This is a genomic window from Pseudomonas sp. MAG733B (genome assembly GCF_036884845.1).
Classification (GTDB): domain Bacteria; phylum Pseudomonadota; class Gammaproteobacteria; order Pseudomonadales; family Pseudomonadaceae; genus Aquipseudomonas.
The window spans coordinates 6,123,696-6,146,200 of the sequence record NZ_CP145732.1 but is presented as its reverse complement, the minus strand read 5'-3'; the positions used below and the strand labels follow the sequence as shown (position 1 = coordinate 6,146,200).

At 59.6% G+C, this 22,505-nt stretch carries 19 protein-coding genes; 12 read left to right on the top strand and 7 right to left on the bottom strand.

Annotation, left to right across the window (positions count from 1 at the left end):
* Positions 1–40: 40 nt before the first annotated feature.
* Positions 41–898 carry an ectoine/hydroxyectoine ABC transporter substrate-binding protein EhuB gene (gene ehuB, locus V6Z53_RS28135; protein ID WP_338582956.1) on the bottom strand — a complete coding sequence of 286 codons (858 nt, stop codon included), beginning with the start codon at positions 896–898 and terminating at the stop codon, positions 41–43.
* A 291-nt stretch (positions 899–1,189) separates the two neighbouring features.
* Here ehuB and V6Z53_RS28130 point away from each other — a divergent pair, with 291 nt between their 5' ends.
* The 8 genes from V6Z53_RS28130 (at position 1,190) to V6Z53_RS28095 (ending at position 10,659) form a co-directional block, all read left to right on the top strand.
* A complete protein-coding gene (locus V6Z53_RS28130) occupies positions 1,190–2,584 on the top strand; it encodes a PLP-dependent aminotransferase family protein (RefSeq protein WP_338582954.1) in 1,395 nt (464 codons plus the stop codon).
* A gap of 106 nt (positions 2,585–2,690) precedes the next feature.
* A complete protein-coding gene (gene eutB / locus V6Z53_RS28125) occupies positions 2,691–3,662 on the top strand; it encodes a hydroxyectoine utilization dehydratase EutB (RefSeq protein ID WP_338582952.1) in 972 nt (323 codons plus the stop codon).
* A gap of 36 nt (positions 3,663–3,698) precedes the next feature.
* Complete coding sequence (gene eutC, locus V6Z53_RS28120) at positions 3,699–4,691, top strand: ectoine utilization protein EutC (protein WP_338582951.1); 993 nt, start codon at positions 3,699–3,701, stop codon at positions 4,689–4,691.
* Positions 4,692–4,734: 43 nt separating this feature from the next.
* Entirely contained in the window at positions 4,735–5,925 is a 1,191-nt protein-coding gene (gene doeA / locus V6Z53_RS28115; RefSeq protein ID WP_338582949.1) for an ectoine hydrolase DoeA, read from the top strand.
* 3 nt (positions 5,926–5,928) lie between these two features.
* Positions 5,929–6,930 (top strand): N(2)-acetyl-L-2,4-diaminobutanoate deacetylase DoeB, encoded by a 1,002-nt coding sequence (gene doeB, locus V6Z53_RS28110; RefSeq protein ID WP_338582947.1) that lies wholly within the window; start codon positions 5,929–5,931, stop codon positions 6,928–6,930.
* Between the two features lie 133 nt (positions 6,931–7,063).
* Positions 7,064–7,543, top strand: coding sequence for an Lrp/AsnC family transcriptional regulator (locus V6Z53_RS28105; protein ID WP_338582945.1), 480 nt, complete (start codon positions 7,064–7,066; stop codon positions 7,541–7,543).
* A gap of 246 nt (positions 7,544–7,789) precedes the next feature.
* Entirely contained in the window at positions 7,790–9,262 is a 1,473-nt protein-coding gene (locus tag V6Z53_RS28100) for an NAD-dependent succinate-semialdehyde dehydrogenase (RefSeq protein WP_338582944.1), read from the top strand.
* 11 nt (positions 9,263–9,273) lie between these two features.
* Positions 9,274–10,659 (top strand): aspartate aminotransferase family protein, encoded by a 1,386-nt coding sequence (locus tag V6Z53_RS28095; protein WP_338582942.1) that lies wholly within the window; start codon positions 9,274–9,276, stop codon positions 10,657–10,659.
* A 188-nt stretch (positions 10,660–10,847) separates the two neighbouring features.
* Here the strand turns inward: V6Z53_RS28095 and V6Z53_RS28090 are convergent, their stop codons facing one another.
* The gene (locus tag V6Z53_RS28090) at positions 10,848–11,282 is read right to left on the bottom strand and encodes a DUF1043 family protein (protein WP_008016678.1); all 435 of its coding nucleotides are present in this window, start codon (positions 11,280–11,282) and stop codon (positions 10,848–10,850) included.
* Positions 11,283–11,426: 144 nt separating this feature from the next.
* On the opposite strand from V6Z53_RS28090, the gene V6Z53_RS28085 reads away from it, so the two are divergent.
* The 3 genes from V6Z53_RS28085 (at position 11,427) to zapE (ending at position 14,621) form a co-directional block, all read left to right on the top strand.
* The gene (locus V6Z53_RS28085; protein ID WP_338586583.1) at positions 11,427–12,056 is read left to right on the top strand and encodes an alpha/beta fold hydrolase; all 630 of its coding nucleotides are present in this window, start codon (positions 11,427–11,429) and stop codon (positions 12,054–12,056) included.
* Between the two features lie 24 nt (positions 12,057–12,080).
* Complete coding sequence (locus tag V6Z53_RS28080; RefSeq protein ID WP_338582941.1) at positions 12,081–13,436, top strand: tryptophan--tRNA ligase; 1,356 nt, start codon at positions 12,081–12,083, stop codon at positions 13,434–13,436.
* 90 nt (positions 13,437–13,526) lie between these two features.
* Positions 13,527–14,621: a cell division protein ZapE gene (gene zapE, locus V6Z53_RS28075; protein ID WP_150702964.1), complete on the top strand. Its 1,095-nt coding sequence runs from the start codon at positions 13,527–13,529 to the stop codon at positions 14,619–14,621.
* An 86-nt stretch (positions 14,622–14,707) separates the two neighbouring features.
* Here zapE and V6Z53_RS28070 read toward each other — a convergent pair whose 3' ends face one another.
* The 5 genes from V6Z53_RS28070 to V6Z53_RS28050 all read right to left on the bottom strand — a co-directional run bounded on the left by V6Z53_RS28070 (position 14,708) and on the right by V6Z53_RS28050 (position 21,127).
* Positions 14,708–15,703, bottom strand: a complete 996-nt coding sequence (locus tag V6Z53_RS28070; RefSeq protein WP_338582939.1) for an asparaginase — start codon at positions 15,701–15,703, stop codon at positions 14,708–14,710.
* A 76-nt stretch (positions 15,704–15,779) separates the two neighbouring features.
* Entirely contained in the window at positions 15,780–16,982 is a 1,203-nt protein-coding gene (locus tag V6Z53_RS28065) for a hypothetical protein (RefSeq protein ID WP_338582938.1), read from the bottom strand.
* Positions 16,983–17,001: 19 nt separating this feature from the next.
* Positions 17,002–17,889, bottom strand: coding sequence for a nitrilase family protein (locus V6Z53_RS28060; protein WP_338582936.1), 888 nt, complete (start codon positions 17,887–17,889; stop codon positions 17,002–17,004).
* Positions 17,890–18,067: 178 nt separating this feature from the next.
* Positions 18,068–20,014 carry an FAD-dependent oxidoreductase gene (locus V6Z53_RS28055; protein ID WP_338582935.1) on the bottom strand — a complete coding sequence of 649 codons (1,947 nt, stop codon included), beginning with the start codon at positions 20,012–20,014 and terminating at the stop codon, positions 18,068–18,070.
* Between the two features lie 192 nt (positions 20,015–20,206).
* Positions 20,207–21,127: a GlxA family transcriptional regulator gene (locus tag V6Z53_RS28050; RefSeq protein ID WP_178120848.1), complete on the bottom strand. Its 921-nt coding sequence runs from the start codon at positions 21,125–21,127 to the stop codon at positions 20,207–20,209.
* Positions 21,128–21,348: 221 nt separating this feature from the next.
* On the opposite strand from V6Z53_RS28050, the gene V6Z53_RS28045 reads away from it, so the two are divergent.
* Positions 21,349–22,485: an acyl-CoA dehydrogenase family protein gene (locus V6Z53_RS28045; protein ID WP_338582934.1), complete on the top strand. Its 1,137-nt coding sequence runs from the start codon at positions 21,349–21,351 to the stop codon at positions 22,483–22,485.
* Positions 22,486–22,505 lie beyond the last annotated feature (20 nt).

Below are 22,505 nucleotides of genomic sequence, written 5' to 3'. Positions count from 1 at the left end.
CAGGGATAGGCATCGCGCCAATGCGCCATGCCTGTCTCGACTATTGAGCGCAGAGCTCGGCAGCCGTTTTGCTGGTCACGTTGGATTTATCGAAGCCGAACGGTGCGACCGTCTTGAGGTGGTCTTCAGAGCCCAACCACTTTTTCAGTTCGGCGTTGACCGCGTCACGCAGGTCCTTGTCTTCCGGGCGGAAGGCGAGGGCGCCGTAACCGGTATGCGACGGGTCATCCTTGAATTCGGTGACCGCTTCGACCTTTTCACCGCCCTTGGCGGCCAAGCCTTTCATGGTCAGTTGGGTGCCCACGGCGGCATCGGCGCGACCGGCGCGCACGGCTTGCAACTGGGCGGTGGTGTCCGGCACCTGGAGGATTTGCGCATCCTTCACGCCGGAATCCCGTGCGTATTTCAGGTTGACCGTGCCGGCCATGATCGCCAGTTTCACATCCGGGTTTTTGGCGATGTCTTCATAGCTGTGCAAATTTTTCGGGTTGCCTTTGGCGGTCAGGAGAGCGTCGGGCAACTGGTATTGCGGATCGGTGAAGATGACCTGTTTGCAGCGTTCCGGCGTGATGTACATGCCGGCGGCAATCACGTCGAAGCGCCCCGCGCGCAGGCCCGGAATCAGCGAGCCCCACTCGGTCAACACGCCATCGACTTGCTTGATGCCCATTTTCGCGAAGATGACTTTGGCAATCTCTGGCGACTCACCGGTGACCCGGCCATCGGTCTCGGTAAAGGCGAACGGGGTTTCGTTGGCGTAGCCGATGCGGATGCTGCTGTTTTTCGTAATGTTTTCCAGCGTCGTGGCGGCGTGGGCGCTGGCGGCCAGTCCGAACATCGCACAAGCCACGAACAGGTGACGCAACACATGGGAACTGCGGGGAAGGGAATTGCTCATCGATAAAATCTCCTGTTTCTTGTGGACCCGTCGTTGACGGCTCTGTGGTAGGAGGCAGTGTGACAAGAGCAAAGCGTACGAGAGCCGTTGTCCTGTTGAGCCGAAGCTTTGGGGCACAGTTCCGGTACAGATCGATTGGTTGTTATTGGCGGCAGGTTCAGCAGCCTGTGCATCGACCTTGGACCGAGCATACAAAAGCCCTGCGCCACATTGCATTGCACTAGGACAATTGCTTTGCATGGTTTCTCGCGGGATGCTGTCGGCACTGGCTAATACGTGGGTTCGGCGCCGATGGACAAGTGGAAGGCAGCATTGGAAATCGCCCGCAGCGGCGAGTCGAAATACAAGATCCTGGTGCAGGCGATTGCCGACGACATCGAGCAGGGCGTGCTGGTCAACGATCAGCGCCTGCCGCCGCAACGACAGGTTGCCGATGCGGTGGGAATCAGCGTGCAAACGGTCACCAATGCCTATAAGGAACTGGAGCGTCAGGGCCTGGTGCGTTGCGAAGTAGGGCGCGGCAGTTTCGTGTCGCGGCGCATGAGCGATCGGGTCGCCACTTATATTCTCGACAGTCCCGAACGCGCATTGGTGGATTTCTCCATCACGAGGATCATGCACACCCGCGAGCACGACCAGTTCTGGCGCGAGACCTGCCGCGAACTCAGCACCGAAGAAGATCAGCCGTGGATTCACGCGTTTCGCCCCATCGCCGGTTTCGAATCGCACCGTGAAGCAGCGATGCACTGGATCGGGCGTCAGGGCTTGCGGGTCGAACGCGACGACATCCTGATCACCAACGGCGCGGCCCACGGGATTTTCCTGGCCCTGGCGTCGCTGGCCGGGCCTGATGATGTGGTGCTCTGCGAAGGCATCACCGACCATGGCGTGATCGGCAATTCCCAAGTATTGGGCTTTACCCTCAAAGGCCTGGAAATGGATCGCTACGGTATTGATCCGGAGCATTTCGAGGACATGTGCAGCAATGAACGCATCACTGCGCTGGTCTGCACACCGAACCTGAACAACCCGACCACCAGCCTGATGCCGGACAACCGCCGGCGTGAAATAGCCGAAATTGCCCGGCGCTTCGGCGTGCACATTATCGAGGACGACGTCTACGGACCGCTGCTCGATGAGCGTCGCGCGCCGCCGATCAGCCATTACTTGCCGGAACTGTCGTTCTATTGCACCAGCATGACCAAGTCGGTGCTCACCGGTTTGCGCATCGGTTATCTGGTAGTGCCCAAGCGACTGGCGTTGCGCACCGAAAGCATTTTGCGGGTCAACAGCTGGATGGCCACGCCGATGGTTTCGGAAATCGCCGCGCGCTGGATTCGCGACGGGCGCGCCGACACGTTAGTGGGTTTGCAGCGCAAATTATTGGGCGGGCGTCAGGCGATGGTCAGTGAATACCTCGGCGAATACCTGCTCGGCCAGCACCCGCATGCCTTGAATGCCTGGATCGGAATTCCGCCGCACTGGGAACTCGACAGCCTGGTACGGGCGCTGCGCCACAAGCATATTGCCGTCACATCACCGGACCCGTTCACCGTGCGCGGCACGCCCCGGCCACGGGCGGTGCGGGTGTGCGTAGGCGCCGAATGCAGCGACGACGAAATGCGCGATGCGCTGATGGGCATGCGCGAAATCTTCGGTCAGTACCCGCAAATCCACGACTTTTGAGTGAAAAAAGGACGCCGAAAATTTTCTCGACTAAATTGCCCTAGTACATTCAGCGCGACAATCCAGCCCTCTTAGACTGCGCCCAATACCTCTTCGGGATGCGGTCATGTCAGCGCTACAGCTCAACGATATTTACCTCGCCCGCCAGCGCATCGCAGCGCTGGTCCGGTGTACGCCCATGGAGCATTCGCCCAGCCTGTCGCGGCATGTGGGCGTGCCGGTTTACCTCAAGCTCGAATCCCGACAAATCACCGGCAGCTTCAAGTTGCGTGGCGCGAGCAATGCCGTGGCGCAGCTCAGTGCCGAGCAAAAGGCGCGTGGCGTCGTCGCCGCATCGACCGGCAATCATGGGCGGGCGCTTGCTTTCGCCGCATCGCAGCAAGGTGTGAAGGCGACGATTTGCCTGTCGCATCTGGTGCCGGGAAACAAGGTCCAGGCCATTCGGGATCTCGGCGCCGAAGTCCGCATCGTCGGCGAGTCCCAGGATGACGCCCAGCGCGAGGCCGAGCGGATTGCCCACGAGCAGAGCGCGACACTGCTGCCGCCGTTCGACCATCCGGCAATCATCGCCGGGCAGGGCACGCTGGGGCTGGAAATCCTTGAGCAGCAACCGGACGTCTCTCAAGTCCTGATTCCATTGTCCGGCGGAGGGCTGTTCGCCGGCGTGGCACTGGCGCTGAAAAGTGCCAACCCGCAGATCGTCACCCACGGCATCAGCATGCAACGCGGCGCGGCCATGCACGCCAGCCTCGCGGCCGGGCGTCCGGTGGCAGTCGAAGAGCTGCCGACCCTCGCCGACTCGCTCGGCGGTGGCATCGGCCTCGACAACCGTTTCACCTTTGCCATGACCCGCGACACCTGCGATCACCTGCACCTGCTCAGCGAAGCCTCCATCGCCAATGCCATCCGCCACGCCTACCGCGAAGAATGCCTGGTGCTGGAAGGCGCGGCGGCGGTGGGCATTGCCGCGTTGCTCGAAGGCTTGATCGAACCGCGCGGGCCGGTCGTGGTGGTGGTCAGCGGACGCAACGTCGATATCGATCAGCACCTGCGCGTGCTGAACGGCGCCGATGCCTGAATTCCAACAATAACGATTCAATGGAGTGCCGCGTTGATGAGTGAAATCACCTTGCTGAGCGAAGCCGATCTGCGTGCCTGCGTGGCGCTGGATCTGCCGAGCATCGAAGCTGTCGAGCAGGCCTTCGTGCTGCTGGCGACGGCTGCCGTGGCCATGCCGCCAATCCTGCGCCTGGACATCCCTGAACATAACGGCGAAGTCGACGTGAAGACCGCCTATTTGCCGGGCCTGGAACGCTTTGCGATCAAGGTCAGCCCGGGTTTTTTCGACAACCCGAAAATCGGTTTGCCGAGCCTCAACGGCATGATGATGTTGCTGTCCGCTCGCACCGGTCTGCTGGATGCCTTGTTGCTGGATAACGGTTACCTGACTGCCGTGCGTACAGCCGCGGCCGGTGCCGTGGCGGCGCGGGCGCTATCGCGGGAAGACAGCCGCAGCGTGGCGTTGATCGGTGCCGGCGAGCAGGCTGCGTTGCAGTTGCAAGCCCTGCGCCTGGTGCGGCCGATCGACAGCGTGCGGGTCTGGGCGCGGGACTCTGCAAAGGCGCAGGCCTTCAGCGTCGAACTGGCTCGCGATAGCGGCCTGTCAGTCAAACCGTGCGCAAGCATCGACGAGGCCATGGCCGAGGTCGACATCGCGATCACCTGCACCCCGAGCCGCGAACCGTTGATCGATGCGGGCCATTTGCACCCTGGTCTTCACATCACTGCCATGGGATCCGACGCCGAGCACAAGAACGAAATTTCCCCCCGTGCGCTGGCGCAGGTCGACCGCTACGTGGCGGATCGCTTGAGCCAGACACGCATCCTCGGTGAACTGCATCACGCCCTCGCCGCAGGCGTTGTCAGCGACGAATCGGGTTTCGCAGAACTGGGTCAGGTGCTGGCCGGCCAACGGCCCGGTCGCACGGATTCAACGCAAATTACCTTGTGCGACCTCACCGGCACCGGCGCCCAGGACACGGCCATGGCCAACCTGGCTTTCGAGCGTGCGCGCTCGGCGGGCAAAGGCTTTCAGTTCGGCAGTTAAACCGCTTTTTTCATCCGTGCGTCATTTATCAGAGGGCATGTGCATGTCTCAGATAGTCGTCAATCTTCCGTTCCAACGGGAGGAATATGCCCAGCGTCTGGCCAAGGTGCGAGTGGCCATGCAGGCGCAGGGCATCGAGCTGTTGTTGGTCACCGATCCATCGAATATGGCCTGGCTGACCGGTTATGACGGTTGGTCGTTCTACGTTCATCAATGCGTGCTGCTGGCCCTCGATGGCGAACCGGTGTGGTTCGGTCGCGGCCAGGACGCCAACGGCGCCAAGCGCACGGTGTTCATGCAGCAAGAGAACATCGTCGGTTACCCAGACATTTATGTGCAGTCGCGGGAACGTCATCCCATGGACTACCTGTCGCGGGAAGTGATCAGCGCCCGTGGCTGGGATGCGCTGACCATCGGCGTGGAGATGGATAACTATTACTTCAGCGCCGCCGCGTACCTGTCGCTGCAAAAAAACCTGCCGAAGGCCAAACTGATCGACGCGGTCGGGCTGGTGAACTGGCAGCGTGCGGTCAAGTCGCCGCAGGAAATCGCCTACATGCGCATCGCCGCGCGCATCGTCGAAAAGATGCACGGGCGGATCCTCGAACGGATCGAACCGGGCATGCGTAAAAACGAATTGGTGGCCGAGATCTACAGCAGCGGCATTCTCGGTGCCGATGGTCATGGCGGCGATTATCCGGCCATCGTGCCGCTGTTGCCGACCGGTGCCGACGCCAGTGCCCCGCACCTGACCTGGGACGATTCGCCGTTCGAAAAGGGCGCGGGCACCTTCTTTGAAATCGCCGGCTGCTACAAGCGCTATCACTGTCCGTTGTCGCGCACGATCTACCTCGGTAAACCGCCGCAGCATTTCCTTGATGGCGAGAAAGCCGTGGTCGAAGGCATTGCCGCCGGTCTTGAAGCCGCAAAACCGGGCAACACCACCGGCGACATCGCCGTGGCTTTTTTCAAAGTGCTGGAAAAATTCGGCATCCACAAGGACAGCCGCTGCGGCTACCCGATCGGTATCAGCTACCCGCCGGATTGGGGCGAACGCACCATGAGCCTGCGTCCCGGCGACAACAGCGTGTTGCAACCCGGCATGACGTTCCACTTCATGCCGGGTCTGTGGATGGATGACTGGGGGCTGGAAATCACCGAGAGCATTCTGATCACCGAAACCGGCGTCGAGACGTTGTGCAATGTGCCGCGCCAATTGTTCGTGAAGGATTGAGCCATGAGTGAACTGCCAGACAACCCGATCAGCGCCACCGTGGATTTCACCCGCGAAGGCGTGCAGCACGGTTTTCTCAAGCTGCCGTATTCCCGGGACGATTCCGCCTGGGGCGCGGTGATGATCCCGATCACGGTGATCCAGCGCGGTCAGGGACCGACCGCGCTGCTCACCGGCGGTAACCACGGTGACGAATACGAAGGCCCGGTGGCGTTGAGCAAACTGGCGCAAAGCCTGACGGCCGAGGACGTGAGCGGGCGAGTGATCATCGTACCGTTCATGAACACCCCGGCGTTCCATGCCGGGCGGCGCACGTCGCCGATCGACAAGGGCAACCTCAACCGCAGCTTTCCCGGCAAGCCGGACGGCACGGTGACTGAGAAGATCGCCGACTATTTCACTCGAACCTTGTTGCCCTTGGCCGACATCGTGCTGGACATCCACTCCGGTGGGCGCACCCTGGATTTCCTGCCGTTCGCCGCGTGTCATGTGCTGCCGGACAAACAGCAACAGGCGCAATGCGAGGCCGGCATGCGTGCGTTCAATGCGCCATACAGCATGCGAATGCTGGAGCTCGATGCCGGGGCGATGTACGACACCGCCGCCGAGTCCCAGGGCAAAGTCTTCGTCACGACCGAGTTGGGCGGCGGTGGTTCGTCCACGGCGCGCAGCGTGGCGATTGCCGAGCGCGGGGTGCGCAATCTGTTGGTGCATGCCGGGATTATTGAGGGCGAAGTGCAGACGGCGCCGTCGATCATGCTCGACATGCCCGACGGCGATTGCTTCATTGCCAGCGAGCACGACGGCCTGCTGGAAATGTGCCGTGACCTGGGCGATAACGTGAACAAGGGCGAAGTAATCGCCCGCGTCTACGACGCCACCCGCAGCGGCGTGGCCCCGGTGGAATATCGCGCGGCGCGCAGCGGTTTGCTGGCGGCGCGACACTTTCCTGGGCTGGTGGGGTGTGGCGATACCATTGCGGTGATCGCGGATGTATTGACCTAAACCCTATCCTGTGGGAGCGGGCTTGCTCGCGAAGAGGGCGTGTCAGTCAACATTGATGGTGTCTGACACGCCCTCTTCGCGAGCAAGCCCGCTCCCACAGGGTTCCCCATTCCATTCAGGAGATTCCCGGCCCATGCACAAACTCGATCGCTATGACCTGAAAATCCTGCGAATCCTCGCTGACGACGGGCGTATCACCAAGTCGAGCCTGGCCGAGGCGATCAATCTTTCGGTAACCCCGGCCTGGGAACGGGTGCGCAAACTTGAGGCCCTCGGCCTGATCAAGGGCTACCGTGCGCAAATCGACTGGAACGCGGTGTTCAAAAGTCAGCAGGTGCTGGTGGAAATCACCTTGGCCCGCCATACCGCGCCAGACATGCGGCGATTCGAGCAACGCATGAGCGAAGCCCCCGAAGTCGCGTTCTGTTACGCCACCGGCGGCGGCGTCGATTACATGGCGATGATCCAGGCGCCGGACATCGATCATTACCAGCGCTTCATCGATCAGTTGCTGCTCGACGACCTGGGTATCGAACGCTACTTCACCTACATCGTCACCAAAACCATCAAGATCGGCGGCGCCTTGCCGGCCGAACTTTCTCAAGATTCCTGAAATCACCGAAAATCCCTGTGGGAGCTAGCCTGCTAGCGATGACGTCGGCACATCCAACATTGATGTGACTGAAAGGGCGCCATCGCTAGCAGGCTAGCTCCCACAGGGGTTTTGCTTCAATCGCAAAAATCCACGATTGACCCCGCCCAATCAGAAAAAACCACCTGCCGCACCCCCTCCAAACGCCAAATCCCCACGGCTTCGCTGCCCTAGCATGGTTCCACGCACACGGTTGGAGTGAACGCCATGACTTACAAACATCCACTGCTGTTCAAGGCCCTTTGCTACGTCGACGGCTATTGGGTACACAGCGACAGCGGCCACAGCATCGCGGTGCATAACCCCGCGGATCAAAAACTGATCGGTCATGTGCCAATGCTCGATCAGCCGCAAATCGTCGCTGCCATCGATGCCGCGCACCGCGCGTTCGCCGATTGGCGCGAACAAAGCCTGGAGGCGCGCGGGGCGATTTTGCGGCGCTGGGCAGCTTTGATTCTTGATCATCAGGAAGACCTGGCGCGGATTCTCAGTCTGGAGCAGGGCAAGTCCCTGGCCGAGTCCCGTGGCGAAATTGCCTACGCAGCCAGTTTCATTCCGTGGTTCGCCGAAGAGGCTCGGCGCCTCAATGGGCAAAACATTCCCAGCCACATTCCCGGCGCCCATTTGGGAACAGTCAAGGAACCGGTTGGGGTCTGTGCATTGCTGACGCCATGGAATTTCCCCTCGGCGATGATCACCCGCAAAGCCGCCGCCGCCCTGGCTGCCGGTTGTACCGTAGTCATCAAGCCCGCCCATGAAACGCCGTACTCGGCATTCGCCCTGGCGCAACTCGCCGAGGAAGCGGGTTTCCCGGGCGGCGTGTTCAACGTGGTACTGGGCGAACCGCAGATGGCCATGCAAACCCTGGTGCAGGACAACCGCGTGCGCTCGGTGAGTTTCACCGGCTCGACCCGTGTCGGTAAGTTGGTGCTGCAAGCCGCAGCGCAGGACGTGAAAAAGGTTGCGCTGGAGTTGGGCGGCAACGCGCCGTTCATTGTTTGCGCCGATGCCGACCTTGAGCTGGCGGTGAAAGTCGCGGTGGCGGCCAAATTCCAGACTTCCGGCCAGGATTGCTGTGCGGCCAACCGGATCATGGTCGAGCGTTCGGTTTATCCGGAGTTTCTCAAGCGCTTTGCCGTTGCCGTGCGTGAGTTGAAGGTCGGCCCGGCCATGATCGGCGACCGCGAGCAACAGGTCGACATTGGCCCGTTGATGCATCAGGCCGCCTTCGATGTCACCGCCGAACGTGTCGCCGATGCCCTGCAACATGGCGCGCAGCGGCTGGTGGGCGGGGAGGCGCACGCCCTCGGCGGCTTGTTCTACCAGCCAACGGTGCTGGCCGACGTCACACCACAAATGCGCATCTATCGCGAAGAAAACTTCGCGCCAATCGCCGGGGTGATGCCGTTCGACACCCTCGATCAGGCCGTCGAGATGGCCAACGACACTGAATACGGTCTGGCCGCCTACATTTGTTCCAATCGCCTGGACCTGATTTACCCGCTGATCCGCCGACTCGACCACGCGATGGTCGCGGTCAATGGCGTCAAGTTCACCGGCCATCCGATCCCGTTCGGTGGCATGAAAGCCTCGGGGCTGGGCCGCGAGGGCGGCACCGAGGGCTTCGAAGCCTTTGTCGAAACCAAATACTTCTGCCTGCACCATCAAGGCCAGTTCTGAGGAGATCTACCATGAGCCAAGAATTCGACACCCTGTTCGAGCAAGATCGTGCGCATTTCATGCACCCGTCCACTCACGCCCATGACCACGCCAGCGGCGCACTCAAGGGACGCATTATCAAGGGCGCGTCGGGCATCCGCATCCGCGACCACGAAGGCCGCGAACTGATCGATGCCTTCGCTGGCCTGTATTGCGTGAACATCGGTTACGGCCGTACCGAAGTCGCCGACGCAATCTACAAGCAAGCCAAGGAACTGGCCTATTACCACACCTACATGGGGCACTCGACCGAGGCGATCATCGAACTGTCGAGCCGCATCATCGACTGGGCGCCTGAAGGCATGAAGAAGGTCTACTACGGCCTCTCCGGTTCCGATGCCAACGAGACCCAGATCAAACTGGTGCGCTACTACAACAACGTGCTCGGTCGCCCGCAGAAAAAGAAAATCATCTCCCGCGATCGCGGTTATCACGGCTCGGGCATCATGACCGGTAGCCTGACCGGCCTGCCGAGCTTCCATCAGCATTTCGACCTGCCGGCCGAAGGCATCAAGCACACCGTGTGTCCGCACTGGTATCGCAAGGCGCCGACCGGCATGGATGAAGCCGCGTTCGTGCGCTACTGCGCCGACGAGCTGGAAAAAATGATCCTCGCCGAAGGGCCGGACACCGTTGCAGCCTTCATCGGTGAACCATTGATGGGCACTGGCGGCATCATCGTTCCGCCGGCCGGTTACTGGGCGGCGATTCAGGCAGTGCTGAACAAGTACGACGTGTTGTTGATCGCCGACGAAGTGGTCTGCGCCTTCGGTCGCCTGGGTTCGAAGATGGGCAGCCAGCGTTATGGCATGCGCCCGGATCTGATCACCACCGCAAAAGGCCTGACCAGCGCTTATGCGCCTTTGTCGGCAGTGATCGTCGGCGAAAAGGTTTGGGATGTGATCGAAAAAGCCTCTGAATCCCAAGGCGCCATGGGCCATGGCTGGACGTATTCCGGGCATCCGATATGCGCGGCGGCGGCATTGGCCAACCTCGACATTCTGGAGCGGGAGAACCTTACGGCCAATGCCGACAAGGTTGGCGCTTATCTCAACCGTCGGCTGCGCGAGACGCTCGAAGGCCATCCGCTGGTGGGTGAAGTGCGCGGTGACGGGATGCTCGCGGCCGTTGAGTTCATGGCTGATCGTGAACAGCGCACGGCATTCGATGCGGCTTTGAAGGTCGGTCCGAAAGTGTCGGCGGCCTGCCTGGAGCGCGGCATGATCGCCCGGGCGATGCCCCATGGCGACATCCTTGGTTTTGCACCGCCGCTGGTGTTGACTGAGGCTGAGGCGGACTTGATTGTTGGTATCACCAAGGATGCGATTGATCAGGTGGCCGGGGAGGTGCTGGGCTAACCCCCGCCACAACGGTCACCTGTAGGAGCTGCCGCAGGCTGCGATCTTTTGATCTTGCTTCTTGGAATCAAAAGATCGCAGCCTCGTTGCACTCGACAGCTCCTACCCGCCTCAATTGACTCGTCAAAAACAAAAAAGCCCCCGGACAATCACTTGTCCGGGGGCTTTTTACATCGCCTGAAACCTGATTACTTCTTCAGGCCGTAATGCTCATCGAGCATGCCCGGGGCGTTCGGGGCTTTGGGCGCGTAGTCGCGTGGCGGTTCCTGATTGCGCGGTGGCGTCAGGCGTTCCCGTGGAGCCTGCGCCGCGTCGGCGTGCAGGGAGGCCAGCAAGCGTTGGCGGGTCTGCTCGTCCAGGGCCAGGCGGTTGGCACCCTCGGCGAGATGATCCTGCACTTCCTGATAGCTCGCAGTCAGTTTCTTGACCAGTGTCGCGGTGCTGTTGAAGTGGGTCACCACTTCGTTCTGATAACTGTCGAAACGTTCCTGAATATCGTCCAGCTGACGTTGGGTACTGCTTGGCGCGGCATTCGGCGCCAGGCGAGCGATCAGGAAACCAATGGCGACACCCACAACCAGGGCAAGAGTCGGCAACAACCAAACTAAGAGCGAGTGTTCCACGAGTCCTTCCTCTATAAACGGCTTTGCTTTACGTTAACGGCTCGAACCTGCGCTGTATACCGCGATTCGCTCGCAATAGACAGTTGCAGACAATTTGCTAGACGAGTCGACCCGATTCGAGGTCACGGAGTTCTTTCCTTGCTGATGCGTGAAACCCCTGTAGTGATTGATGGCCCGGTTGGTCAACTGGAAGCACTTTACCTTGACAGCGAACAGCCGCGCGGCCTGGCACTGATCTGCCATCCAAACCCGGTGCAGGGCGGCACCATGCTCAACAAAGTGGTCTCGACCCTGCAGCGCACCGCCCGCGATGCCGGTTTGATCACCTTGCGCTTCAACTATCGCGGCGTTGGCGCCAGCGAAGGTTCCCACGACATGGGCACCGGTGAAGTCGATGATGCCCAGGCTGTTGCCGCATGGTTTCGGGAAAAACACCCGGATCTGCCGCTGACCCTGTTCGGTTTCTCCTTCGGCGGTTTTGTTGCAGCAAGTCTCGGCGGACGTCTTGAAGCGCAGGGCGAGCAGCTCAAACACCTGTTCATGGTGGCGCCAGCGGTGATGCGCCTGGGCGATCAGGATCAACTGCCACAACACGGCGAGCTCACTGTGATTCAGCCGGAAACCGACGAAGTGATCGATCCGCAGCTGGTTTACCAATGGTCCGACAAGCTCGAACGTCCCCATGAGCTGCTGAAAGTGGCAGAATGCGGACACTTTTTTCATGGCAAGCTGACCGATCTCAAGGATCTGATCCTGCCGCGCCTCTCGAATTGATTGCAGTCTGACAAGCGATTACCCATGACGACTCGTACCCGTATCCTCACCGGCATTACCACCACCGGCACGCCGCACCTGGGCAACTACGCCGGCGCCATCCGCCCGGCGATCCTGGCCAGCCGTGACAGCAATGCCGATTCGTTCTACTTCCTGGCGGATTACCACGCCCTGATCAAGTGCGATGACCCGCTGCGCATCCAGCGCTCGCGTCTGGAAATCGCCGCGACCTGGCTGGCCGGTGGCCTGGATGTGGACCGCGTGACGTTCTATCGCCAGTCCGACATTCCGGAAATCCCCGAGCTGACCTGGCTGCTGACCTGCGTCGCCGCCAAGGGCCTGCTCAACCGCGCCCACGCCTACAAGGCTTCGGTGGACAAAAACGTCGAGACCGGCGAAGACCCGGACGCGGGCATCACCATGGGCTTGTACAGCTACCCGGTACTGATGGCCGCTGACATTCTTATGTTCAACGCGCACAAGGTGCCGGTCGGTCGCGACCAGATCCAGCACGTGGAAATGGCCCGCGACATCGGCCAGCGTTTCAACCATCTGTTTGGCCAGGGCAAAGAATTCTTCACCATGCCTGAAGCGCTGATTGAAGAAAGCGTTGCCACGCTACCGGGCCTCGACGGCCGGAAGATGTCGAAGAGCTACGACAACACCATCCCGTTGTTCAGCAGCGCCAAAGAGATGAAGGACGCGATCTCGCGGATCGTCACCGACTCCCGCGCGCCGGGCGAAGCGAAAGATCCGGACAATTCGCACCTGTTCACCCTGTTCCAGGCCTTTGCTACTCCGGCGCAGGCCGACGAGTTCCGCAGTGAACTGCTGCAAGGCCTGGGCTGGGGTGAGGCGAAAAATCGTCTGTTCCAGTTGCTGGACAACGAATTGGGCGAGTCTCGCGAGCGCTATAACCAGCTGATCGAGCGTCCGGCGGATCTCGAAGACATCCTGCAGCACGGCGCGAAAAAGGCCCGTTCGGTAGCGACGCCGTTCCTCAACGAACTGCGTGAAGCCGTTGGCCTGCGTTCTTTCGTGGCCCAGACCCAAGTGGCGGCGACCACCAAGAAGAAAGCCGCGAAAGCCGCACGTTTTGTCAGCTTCCGCGAAGACGACGGCAGTTTCCGCTTCCGTCTGCTGGCGGCCGATGGCGAGCAACTGCTGTTGTCGCGCAACTTCGCCGATGGCAAGACCGCCGGTCAGGTGACCAAGCAGCTGCAATCCGTCCAGCCACTGGACGTGCGCAATGAAGATCTGAGCTTCAGCGTGTGGCTGGAAGGCGAGTGCGTTGCCGATAGCCCGCCCTTCGCCGACAGCACTGCGCGAGACGCTGCCATCGAAGCTTTGCGGATCGCCCTGACCCCGGTTCAGGAATAAACAACGGTTCGGCCCTACCAAGGGCCGATTGCCATTCCTGCGGGCCGTCGCTACAGTGTCGGCCCGTTTTTGTTGCCTTGCTAACGAATTATGACGCCCCTAGAACGATATCAAGCTGATCTGAAACGCCCGGAATTCTTCCATGACGCCGCGCAGGAAACGGCCGTGCGTCATTTGCAGCGCCTGTACGACGATCTGGTCGCGGCCGAGCAAAATAAACCGGGCCTGCTGGGCAAACTGTTTGGCAAAAAGGATCAGACCCCGGTCAAGGGCCTGTACTTCTGGGGCGGCGTAGGTCGCGGCAAGACCTACCTGGTCGACACCTTCTTTGAAGCGCTGCCGTTCAAGGAAAAGACCCGCACTCACTTCCACCGCTTCATGAAGCGCGTGCACGAAGAGATGAAGACCCTGGGTGGCGAGAAAAATCCGCTGACCATCATCGCCAAACGTTTCTCCACCGAAGCCCGGGTGATCTGCTTCGATGAATTCTTCGTTTCCGACATCACCGACGCCATGATTCTCGGCACGCTGATGGAAGAGTTGTTCAAGAACGGCGTGACCCTGGTCGCAACGTCGAACATCGTGCCGGACGGCCTGTACAAGGACGGTCTGCAACGCGCGCGCTTCCTGCCGGCCATCGCGCTGATCAAGCAGAACACCGAGATCGTCAACGTCGACAGCGGCGTCGATTACCGTCTGCGTCACCTCGAACAAGCGGAACTGTTTCACTTCCCGCTCGACGAGGCGTCCCACGAAAGCCTGCGCAAGAGCTTCCGGGCGCTGACACCGGAATGCACCGCAGCGGTCGAGAATGACGTGCTGATGATCGAGAACCGCGAAATCCGTGCCCTGCGCACCTGCGATGACGTGGCCTGGTTCGAATTCCGAGAGCTGTGCGACGGTCCACGCAGCCAGAACGACTACATCGAACTGGGCAAGATTTTCCACGCCGTGCTGCTCAGCGGCGTCGAGCAGATGAGCGTCACCACCGACGACATCGCCCGTCGCTTCATCAACATGGTCGACGAGTTCTACGACCGCAATGTGAAACTGATCATTTCTGCTGAAGTCGAGCTCAAGGATCTGTACACCGGCGGACGCTTGAACTTCGAGTTCCAGCGTACTCTGAGCCGTCTGCTGGAAATGCAGTCCCACGAATTCCTGTCCCGGGCGCACAAGCCGTAGGACGATTCGGAAAGCAAAAAGGCCTGCAATTGCAGGCCTTTTTTATGCACGAAAATCTTTCTGTCTTGCTCCCACAGGGTTATGCATCAATTTTTAAGGCCGCTATCGTCATTGAGATAGTGCGACAGCTCATGCTGTCGCTGACAGCCAATCAGCAGCCACAGAAAAATCCTGGCTTTGCGCGGACAAAGAAATCCAGCCATCAAGGCACCTTTGCGGATCAGGTCCATCTCGCTGCCGTCAAAGCCATAAGTGGCTTGCGCGGTGGAACCCGAGCCGGTGCGGGTCGCAATGATCACCGGGATTTTTTCGGCGATGCGCTCAATAATCGTCGCCCAGCGCTGCGAGACGTGACCGGCACCGAAACCGGCGATCACCAGCCCGTCGTAGCCGAGCGCGAGGATGTTCTCCAGCAGCAGGGTGTCTGCCGAAAGCGATGCCTCGAGCATTGCGACCTTCTGAGTGGTCTGTTGCGGCAGGAGCAAAACCTTACGCTGCACCGGAGGGTGCAGGTAACAAACGCGGTCCTCCATCAACAGGCCAACGGGTCCGGTGACCGGAGAGGAAAATGCCTGCAACGCGAGCGAATCGGTTTTGCGCACGCTGGATGCTTGATGAATCTGCCCGTTCATCACTACCTGAACACCGCGCTGCCGGCTGCCGTCAGCCAGGGCAACGCGGCACGCATCCAGCAAATTCGCTGGTCCGTCGGCGCCTGGCTGTGCTGCCGAACGCATGGCGCCAGTCAATACCAGTGGCGTGTCGTGGGGCCACAGGTATTCGAAAAACATCGCCGTCTCTTCGAGGGTGTCGGTGCCTTGGGTGATCACGACACCCGCGGCGCCTTGTTTTACCTGAAAACTCGCCCAGGACAAGACGCTCAGCAAAAACTCGAAATCCAGCGAGGCGCTGGGTAGCAGGCCGAGCGTCTCAACGGTCACTCGGGCCTGCGTCGACAGTTCCGGAAGGGAGGCCAACAGGGTTTCGCCGCTGACGGTCGGAATAACGCCTTCACCGGCATTTCTTGCTTGCATGCTTACCGTACCGCCGAGCGCTGCGATGGCCAGTTTGGGCAGGTCCATGTCATACCTCGATTGTTTGTCATGAAAAGTGGCTGTACCCGGTTTCTGGCCGTGATACAGCCAAATGGCTGGGGCGTTAATCCGCGATCAGATAGCCGATCAGTGAAACGATCAGCAGCGTGCTGATAGCCATGGACAGCACATTGCCAATGTAGGCGTGCATGTCGGCCGGTAATCGTCTGGACAGTGCACACGCCAGAGGCGGCGCAACAAGTGCCCCCAGCAGGGCGCTGGAAACGATCACCTGCCAACTGCCGCCGTAGGCCAGAATCGCCGCAGGAACCACTGACACCAATGGCACGTAAGTCGGATACCAGCCGAGCAACATCCACTGTCGGCGCCAGACCAGCACCCCGATGGCCGACGTCAGAGCCTGGCCGGCAATGATGTGCGGCAGCAGGCCCGATCCATACGCGGGGCTCATGGGGTTCAAGCTGTACGCCAGCAATGCGCCTGCCAGCAGGCCAAGGCTGGCCAGCTCATTGCCGAAGAACGGCGCTTCGGAAAAGTCCGCCAGTACCCGGCGCAAACTCCAGATCACGCCGTAGTCCGGTGCCTTTTTGGTGACGTGCGCTACGGTCGTGAGGGCTGGTATCTCGGGTTGCTCGGACTTCATCAGCGCTGGCCAATATCGACAGAGCAGAAACGCCAGGACGCTGGCAATCGCCATGCCCAGCACGTTGCCGATCACTGCGGGCAAGACCAACGGGTTGCATACGTAGTTGACGATCAGCAGGCACATGGGCGTGACGAGTGCAGCGCCCAGGATTGCGCCGTTGATCGCAACTTTCCAGCCGCCGCCAAACATCAGCACCATCGCCGCAGGTAGCGATACAAACGCGGCGAATGTGGGTTGCCAGTCATTGGCGTTCACCGTCCAGCCCCATAGCAGGTTACTCAGCAACAACCCGAGCAATGAACTGGTGACCAGCCACGGCCAAAGCCCCGTTCCATAGGAAATGGCAAAACCTTGCCAGGATTTCCCCGTTCGATTTGCCCAGTAGGCGAGGTAGGCGCCTGCTAGCAGCCCAATTGAAGCGAACTCGTGTTTGTAGAACGCCACTTCGCTGATGTCGCCCACAACCCAGCGCAGCCATGCGATCGGCTCGGGCAGCGAGGACACCATGTCGCTGTAGCTCGGCCAGTGAGCAGACCACAAGGAACGGTAGGAAAATGAAAGCCAGACAGCCAGCACAGCGATTCCGATCAGCAGCATGATGACCGCCAGATCAAAAGGAGAACTTCGGGTCAGCGGTTTTTTGTCGGTTGTGATTTCCATCAGTCAGGTCCCCCCTTCATCAACGCGGGAGACAAGCGTGTTGGATGCAGCCGAGCATTTGATCGTAGAGATCTGTTCGGCGATCGCGATGCAGGTCGTTCAGGTTGTTCCAGATTGGCGCGCTGCGGGAACTGGTCAGGTCAATGTCGGCAAACAGGATTTCCTGTTGGTCCGCCGATGCCACGTTGCCTATTGGCCAGCCATTGGTTCCGGCAATCAGGGAACAGCCCAGGTAGCGAGCGCCGCGTTCTTCGCCGATACGACTGGCGGCGGCGATAAACACGTTGTTGACGTGAGCTGCGGTCATCGTCAGATACGACGCCATGCATTTGCCCGCCTCATCGAACAGCGGCGGTGGCGTCCAGACCCAGTTGTTCAGGCTGCAAATGATGTCCGCGCCTTGTTGGCTGAGGATGCGCGGCACCTCCGGGAACCAGATGTCCCAGCAGATCAACAATCCGATGCGGCCGATGGGCGTTTCAAAAACCGGAAAACCCAGGTCGCCCGGTGTGAACCAGAGTTTCTCCAGATTCCACAAATGGGCTTTGCGATACTTGCCGATAAAACCGTCAGGCCCGCAAAGAACGCCGGTGTTGAAGAGTCGCATGCCATCGCGTTCGGCTAAACCCGCGACAAGGTAAACCTTGTGCTGGCGCGCGAAATCCATCCAGGTCTGCACACTTGGCCCATCGGGCACTGACTCCGAATGGTCGAAGGCATCCTGGCGGGTGCTAAAGAAATAACCTGTGTTGGAAAGCTCGGGCAGGACGATGAGATTCGCACCGCCGTTTACCGCCTCTAAAGCCAATTCCAGGCTTCGACGCAGATTGCCTTCACGATTCTCGATGCCGACTTGTGGATCGAACTGCACGACTGCTACACGAACAGGACTGGTTGGATTGCTCATTCCCGATAACCTCTTTTTTATTGTTATTCACGCCGTTTAAGTGCGTGTTTATAAGAGGTCAAACAGCAAGCGGGCGGAAGTCAGCCGCTTCCGGTACGGGTGTAGTCCTTGTCCGAAGATGCATTAACGGGGCGGGGAGGATGAGCCAGCACATCGCGTGCATGGCTCCGAAGCAGGATCAGGGTTTGACTTGGTAATGCGGGTAATCGGTCATGGAAAAATCGCCATTGAACGAGGCGTCCGTTTTGTTGCAGATATGGATGACAGCGTCCACGGCTCCCCGCAAACAAGGTTCCGTCCAGCCGGCGTCGACCGAGAACGACTCGCCGGAAAAGTACAGACCTGAAACATGCCCAAAGTCTCTGTTGTATTTCATCAAACCGACGGCGTCGTAATACGTGCCGGGCCGATAAAGCTTTGCGCAACCCAAGGCGTTTTTATCGGTTATCCAGCGTTGGACCACGGCTTGATCGACACCGACATAGGGCGAAATGCGCTGCTGGACGTTGGCAGAATTCATGAGGATGCGATCCAGTTCCCTGACGCACTTGCTGACCAGTTCTTTGTCGGTGAATGCGGCGAGTTTGGTGGCGTCATCCTCCCATGTGTAACTCAGCAGGATGCAGTCATAGCTGTAATTGTCGTTGTAGCGATAGGTGTAGACGTCATGGATGAAGCTGTCGGTGACGATTGCTTGCGGGATTTTGGTGTTGTTCGAAAGGAACGACTTTTTCAACGGCGCATACACCTTGCAACTGGTTTCCCAGTGCGCCGTTTTCCAGGCATTGATCGTCTCGAATGGCAGCATCTCTTGGGTGAAATCCTCGAGCCTGATTCGGGTTTCGATCAGCCAGGACGGAAGGGTGACGATGACCGAGTCAAAGTCATCGAAGTGCTCCTGGGTTTCTTCGGGCAGGCTGTGTTTCCAATTGAAGTACACGCGGGTTTGCCGGTTGGTAAGCTTTTTGAGTCGGGTGACGGATGAGTCCGTCAGCAGGCCATTGCTTCGTTCACGGCTGTGTTCGTAGACGGATTTTCCGGTTTCATCGATGTTCATGAACAACAGGCATTCGTCCAGTGCGGCGAGCCCGATGTAGCGAGGTCTGTCGAAGCTCAGGCCTGTCGAGTCGTAAACAGCTTCACTGTGCAAGTAGGGTGAAGCCAGAGGATCACCGTTGGCATCTACCCGGCCGTGAATCAGTTGCAACTGGCTGCTGAAACCAAAAATGGCCGTACGCAGGGGATAAAGGCAGCACACGTCGTAAAAGGCGCCCCAACTGCCGTCGCCGATACCAATGGCGTAGAAAATCGCCGACTCCTCGGCGGTCATGCCCATTCCGCCAAAATCCCCGGGGGCGCGTTTATCCCAGGCTTGAAGGGCCGGCATGCTGACCAGATCCCTAAAGGAAACGCTCTGGTATTTATCGACGATGGCGGCCCATATGGCTTCCCACTCCGGGCTGGCATAACTTTCTGCAACCTGGCGGGTGATTTGATCGGCAAAGGCTTTCCATTTGGCATAGACCTTGTGCAGTTCCTCGCCAGGAGGCGGGGTCAAGCCGTCTTCGTTCTTCCATATCAGCATCTGCGGAGCTGCTCCGCCTCCCAGGCTGCCTTCACGAAGGTAGATCCCGGTCGAGGTGACCCACTGGCTTCCGGGGTTGGCAAAATCCGAATGTGCCAGGTCAAACGCTTGGGCGTAGTAAGCCATCAGCGACCGGCCTTCTGTCGGCGGCTCATCCGCCCGGTTGAAAAACGGCATGCGCATGGCACCCATTTCAAACGGTGTATGGCTCGCTGCCGAGTTGGGGCTTCCGGGAACGGTCAGGTGTCTGCCGCCGACGCGTCTGGATTGTTCGATGAGTGTTATCTGGGTAAAGCCGCACCGGTAGAGCTCTCTGGCGGCAGTCAGGCCTGTCACGCCGGCGCCAATGATGCAGATTCTATGATTGGGGTCGGTTGCTTTGGCGATGCCGTCTTTTTGCTCGACCAAGGCCCGGTAGTCGAAGCACAAGTCGGGTGGGTTTGGAAAGCGGGCCGCCCATTTGTTTTCAGCCGCGCGCTTTGTGCGGGTGGCTTCCTTGGCCACGAATGAGGGGTAGTTGTAGCTTGATCCGATAGTCACTGTTGAACGTCCCTGTCAGCACTGAAGGTGTGTGCAGGGAAATAGTTGCGTGGCGAAGGGGCTGGTGACCATCAGCCAAATCGTATGCTTCGTGGTTCTGTATTCCGGGTTTTGCGTAGGAAAAGTAATCCCTTCGGTGAAGTCACCCGCCAGAACCAGTGGGAGCGAGCCTGCTCCCACTGGGTTTAGTTGTTACGCCGCTTGTTGAAACTGCTGCCGATACTGGTTCGGCGACAGCTCCGTGTGCTGGCGGAACAACCGTGCGAAGAAGCTGGCATCGTCGTAGCCGACTTCGTAGCTGATGGTCTTGATGCTCTTGCGGCTGCCGGACAACAGGCCCTTGGCGGTTTCGATGCGCAGGCGTTGCAGGTAATGCAGCGGCTTGTCGCCGGTGGCGGTCTGGAAGCGGCGCATGAAGTTGCGGATGCTCATGCCGTGTTCGCGGGCGACGTCTTCGAAGCGGAACTTGTCGGCGAAATGTTCTTCGAGCCAGTGCTGGATCTGCAGGATGATCACGTCCTGGTGCAGCTTCTGTCCGCCAAAACCGATTCGTCCCGGCGAATAGCTGCGTTGCACTTCATACAGAATGTCCCGCGCCACAGCCTGGGATACGTTGGCCCCGCAGAAACGTTCGATCAGGTAAATGTACAGATCACAGGCCGAGGTGGTGCCGCCTGCGCAATACAGGTTGTCGGCGTCGGTCAGGTGTTTGTCCTGATTGAGCTGGACCTGTGGGAAGCGTTCGGCGAAGGCGTTGAAGAAGCGCCAGTAAGTGGTCGCTTCCTTGCCGTTGAGCAATCCGGCTTCGGCCAGCCAGAACACACCCGTGGCCTCGCCACACAGCACCGCGCCGCGCGCGTGTTGCTGGCGCAGCCAGGGCAGGACCTGTGGATAACGTTTGCACAGCGAATCGAAATCGTCCCAGAAGGCTGGAAGCACGATAATGTCAGCATTTTCCAGTCCGCCATCCACCGGAATCATCACGTCGCTGAAGGTGTTGACCGGTTTGCCATCGGGGCTGACCAAGCGGGTTTCGAACGCCGGGGTCAGGCCTTGGCCCAGCTGCTTGCCGTAGCGCAGGCTGGCGAGGTGGAAGAAATCCTTGGCTTGCATGAGGGTGGATGCGAAAACCCGGTCGATGGCCAGGATGCTGACGCGCCGCAAAGGCGTGGAGGCTTGGTTAGACATAATTCAACTTTATTCTTATAGGGGAAAGTGGTCACCAGACGGCTGGATCGTCTTATTTTTTGTCGGATGTGTCCAGTGTCCTGTATCGGAAGCGAGGCATAGTCTCTGAAGGTCAACTCCTTCTAAAAACAAAGAAAAGGTGCCGCATGATCCCCAGAACCCTGTTCAGCTCCGAGCACGAACTTTTCCGCGACAGCGTGCGAACGTTCCTCGAAAAAGAGGCGGTGCCGTTCCATGGGCAATGGGAAAAACAGGGCTATATCGATCGCAAACTCTGGAACAAGGCAGGCGAGGCGGGGATGTTGTGCTCGCACCTGCCGGAAGAGTACGGCGGGCTGGGGGCGGATTTTCTCTACAGTGCGGTGGTGATCGAGGAAGTAGGGCGCCTGGGTTTGACCGGCATCGGTTTCTCCCTGCATTCGGACATCGTCGCGCCGTACATCCTGCATTACGGCAGTGAAACGCTGAAACACAAATACCTGCCGAAACTGGTTTCCGGGGAGATGGTGACTGCCATCGCCATGACGGAGCCGGGCGCGGGCTCTGATCTGCAAGGGGTGAAGACCACTGCGGTGCTCGATGGTGATGAGTACGTGATCAACGGCTCGAAGACCTTTATCACCAACGGGTTTCTCGCCGACCTGGTCATCGTCGTGGCCAAGACCGATCCGAAGGCTGGCGCAAAAGGCACCAGTCTGTTTCTGGTCGAAGCGAATACGCCGGGGTTCGAGAAGGGCAAGCGCCTGGAAAAAGTCGGGATGAAAGCCCAGGACACCTCGGAACTGTTCTTCCAGGACGTGCGCGTGCCGAAGGAAAACCTGCTGGGCCAGGCCGGGATGGGCTTCGCTTACCTGATGCAGGAATTGCCGCAGGAGCGCCTGACCGTGGCCATTGGTGGCCTGGCTTCAGCCGAAGCGGCGCTGCAATGGACGCTGGACTACACCCGCGACCGCAAGGCGTTCGGCAAGGCGATTGCCGATTTCCAGAACACTCGTTTCAAACTGGCGGAGATGGCGACCGAAATTCAGATCGGCCGGGTTTTCGTCGATCGCTGCCTGGAACTGCACCTGCAAGGCAAGCTCGACGTACCGACGGCGGCGATGGCCAAGTACTGGGGCACTGACCTGCAATGCAAGGTGCTCGACGAGTGCGTGCAGTTGCATGGCGGGTACGGCTTCATGTGGGAGTACCCGATTGCACGGGCGTGGGCGGATGCACGGGTGCAGCGGATTTATGCGGGGACCAATGAGATCATGAAGGAGATTATTGCTAGGTCGCTTTGAATTTGCAGTGACTGGGCGGA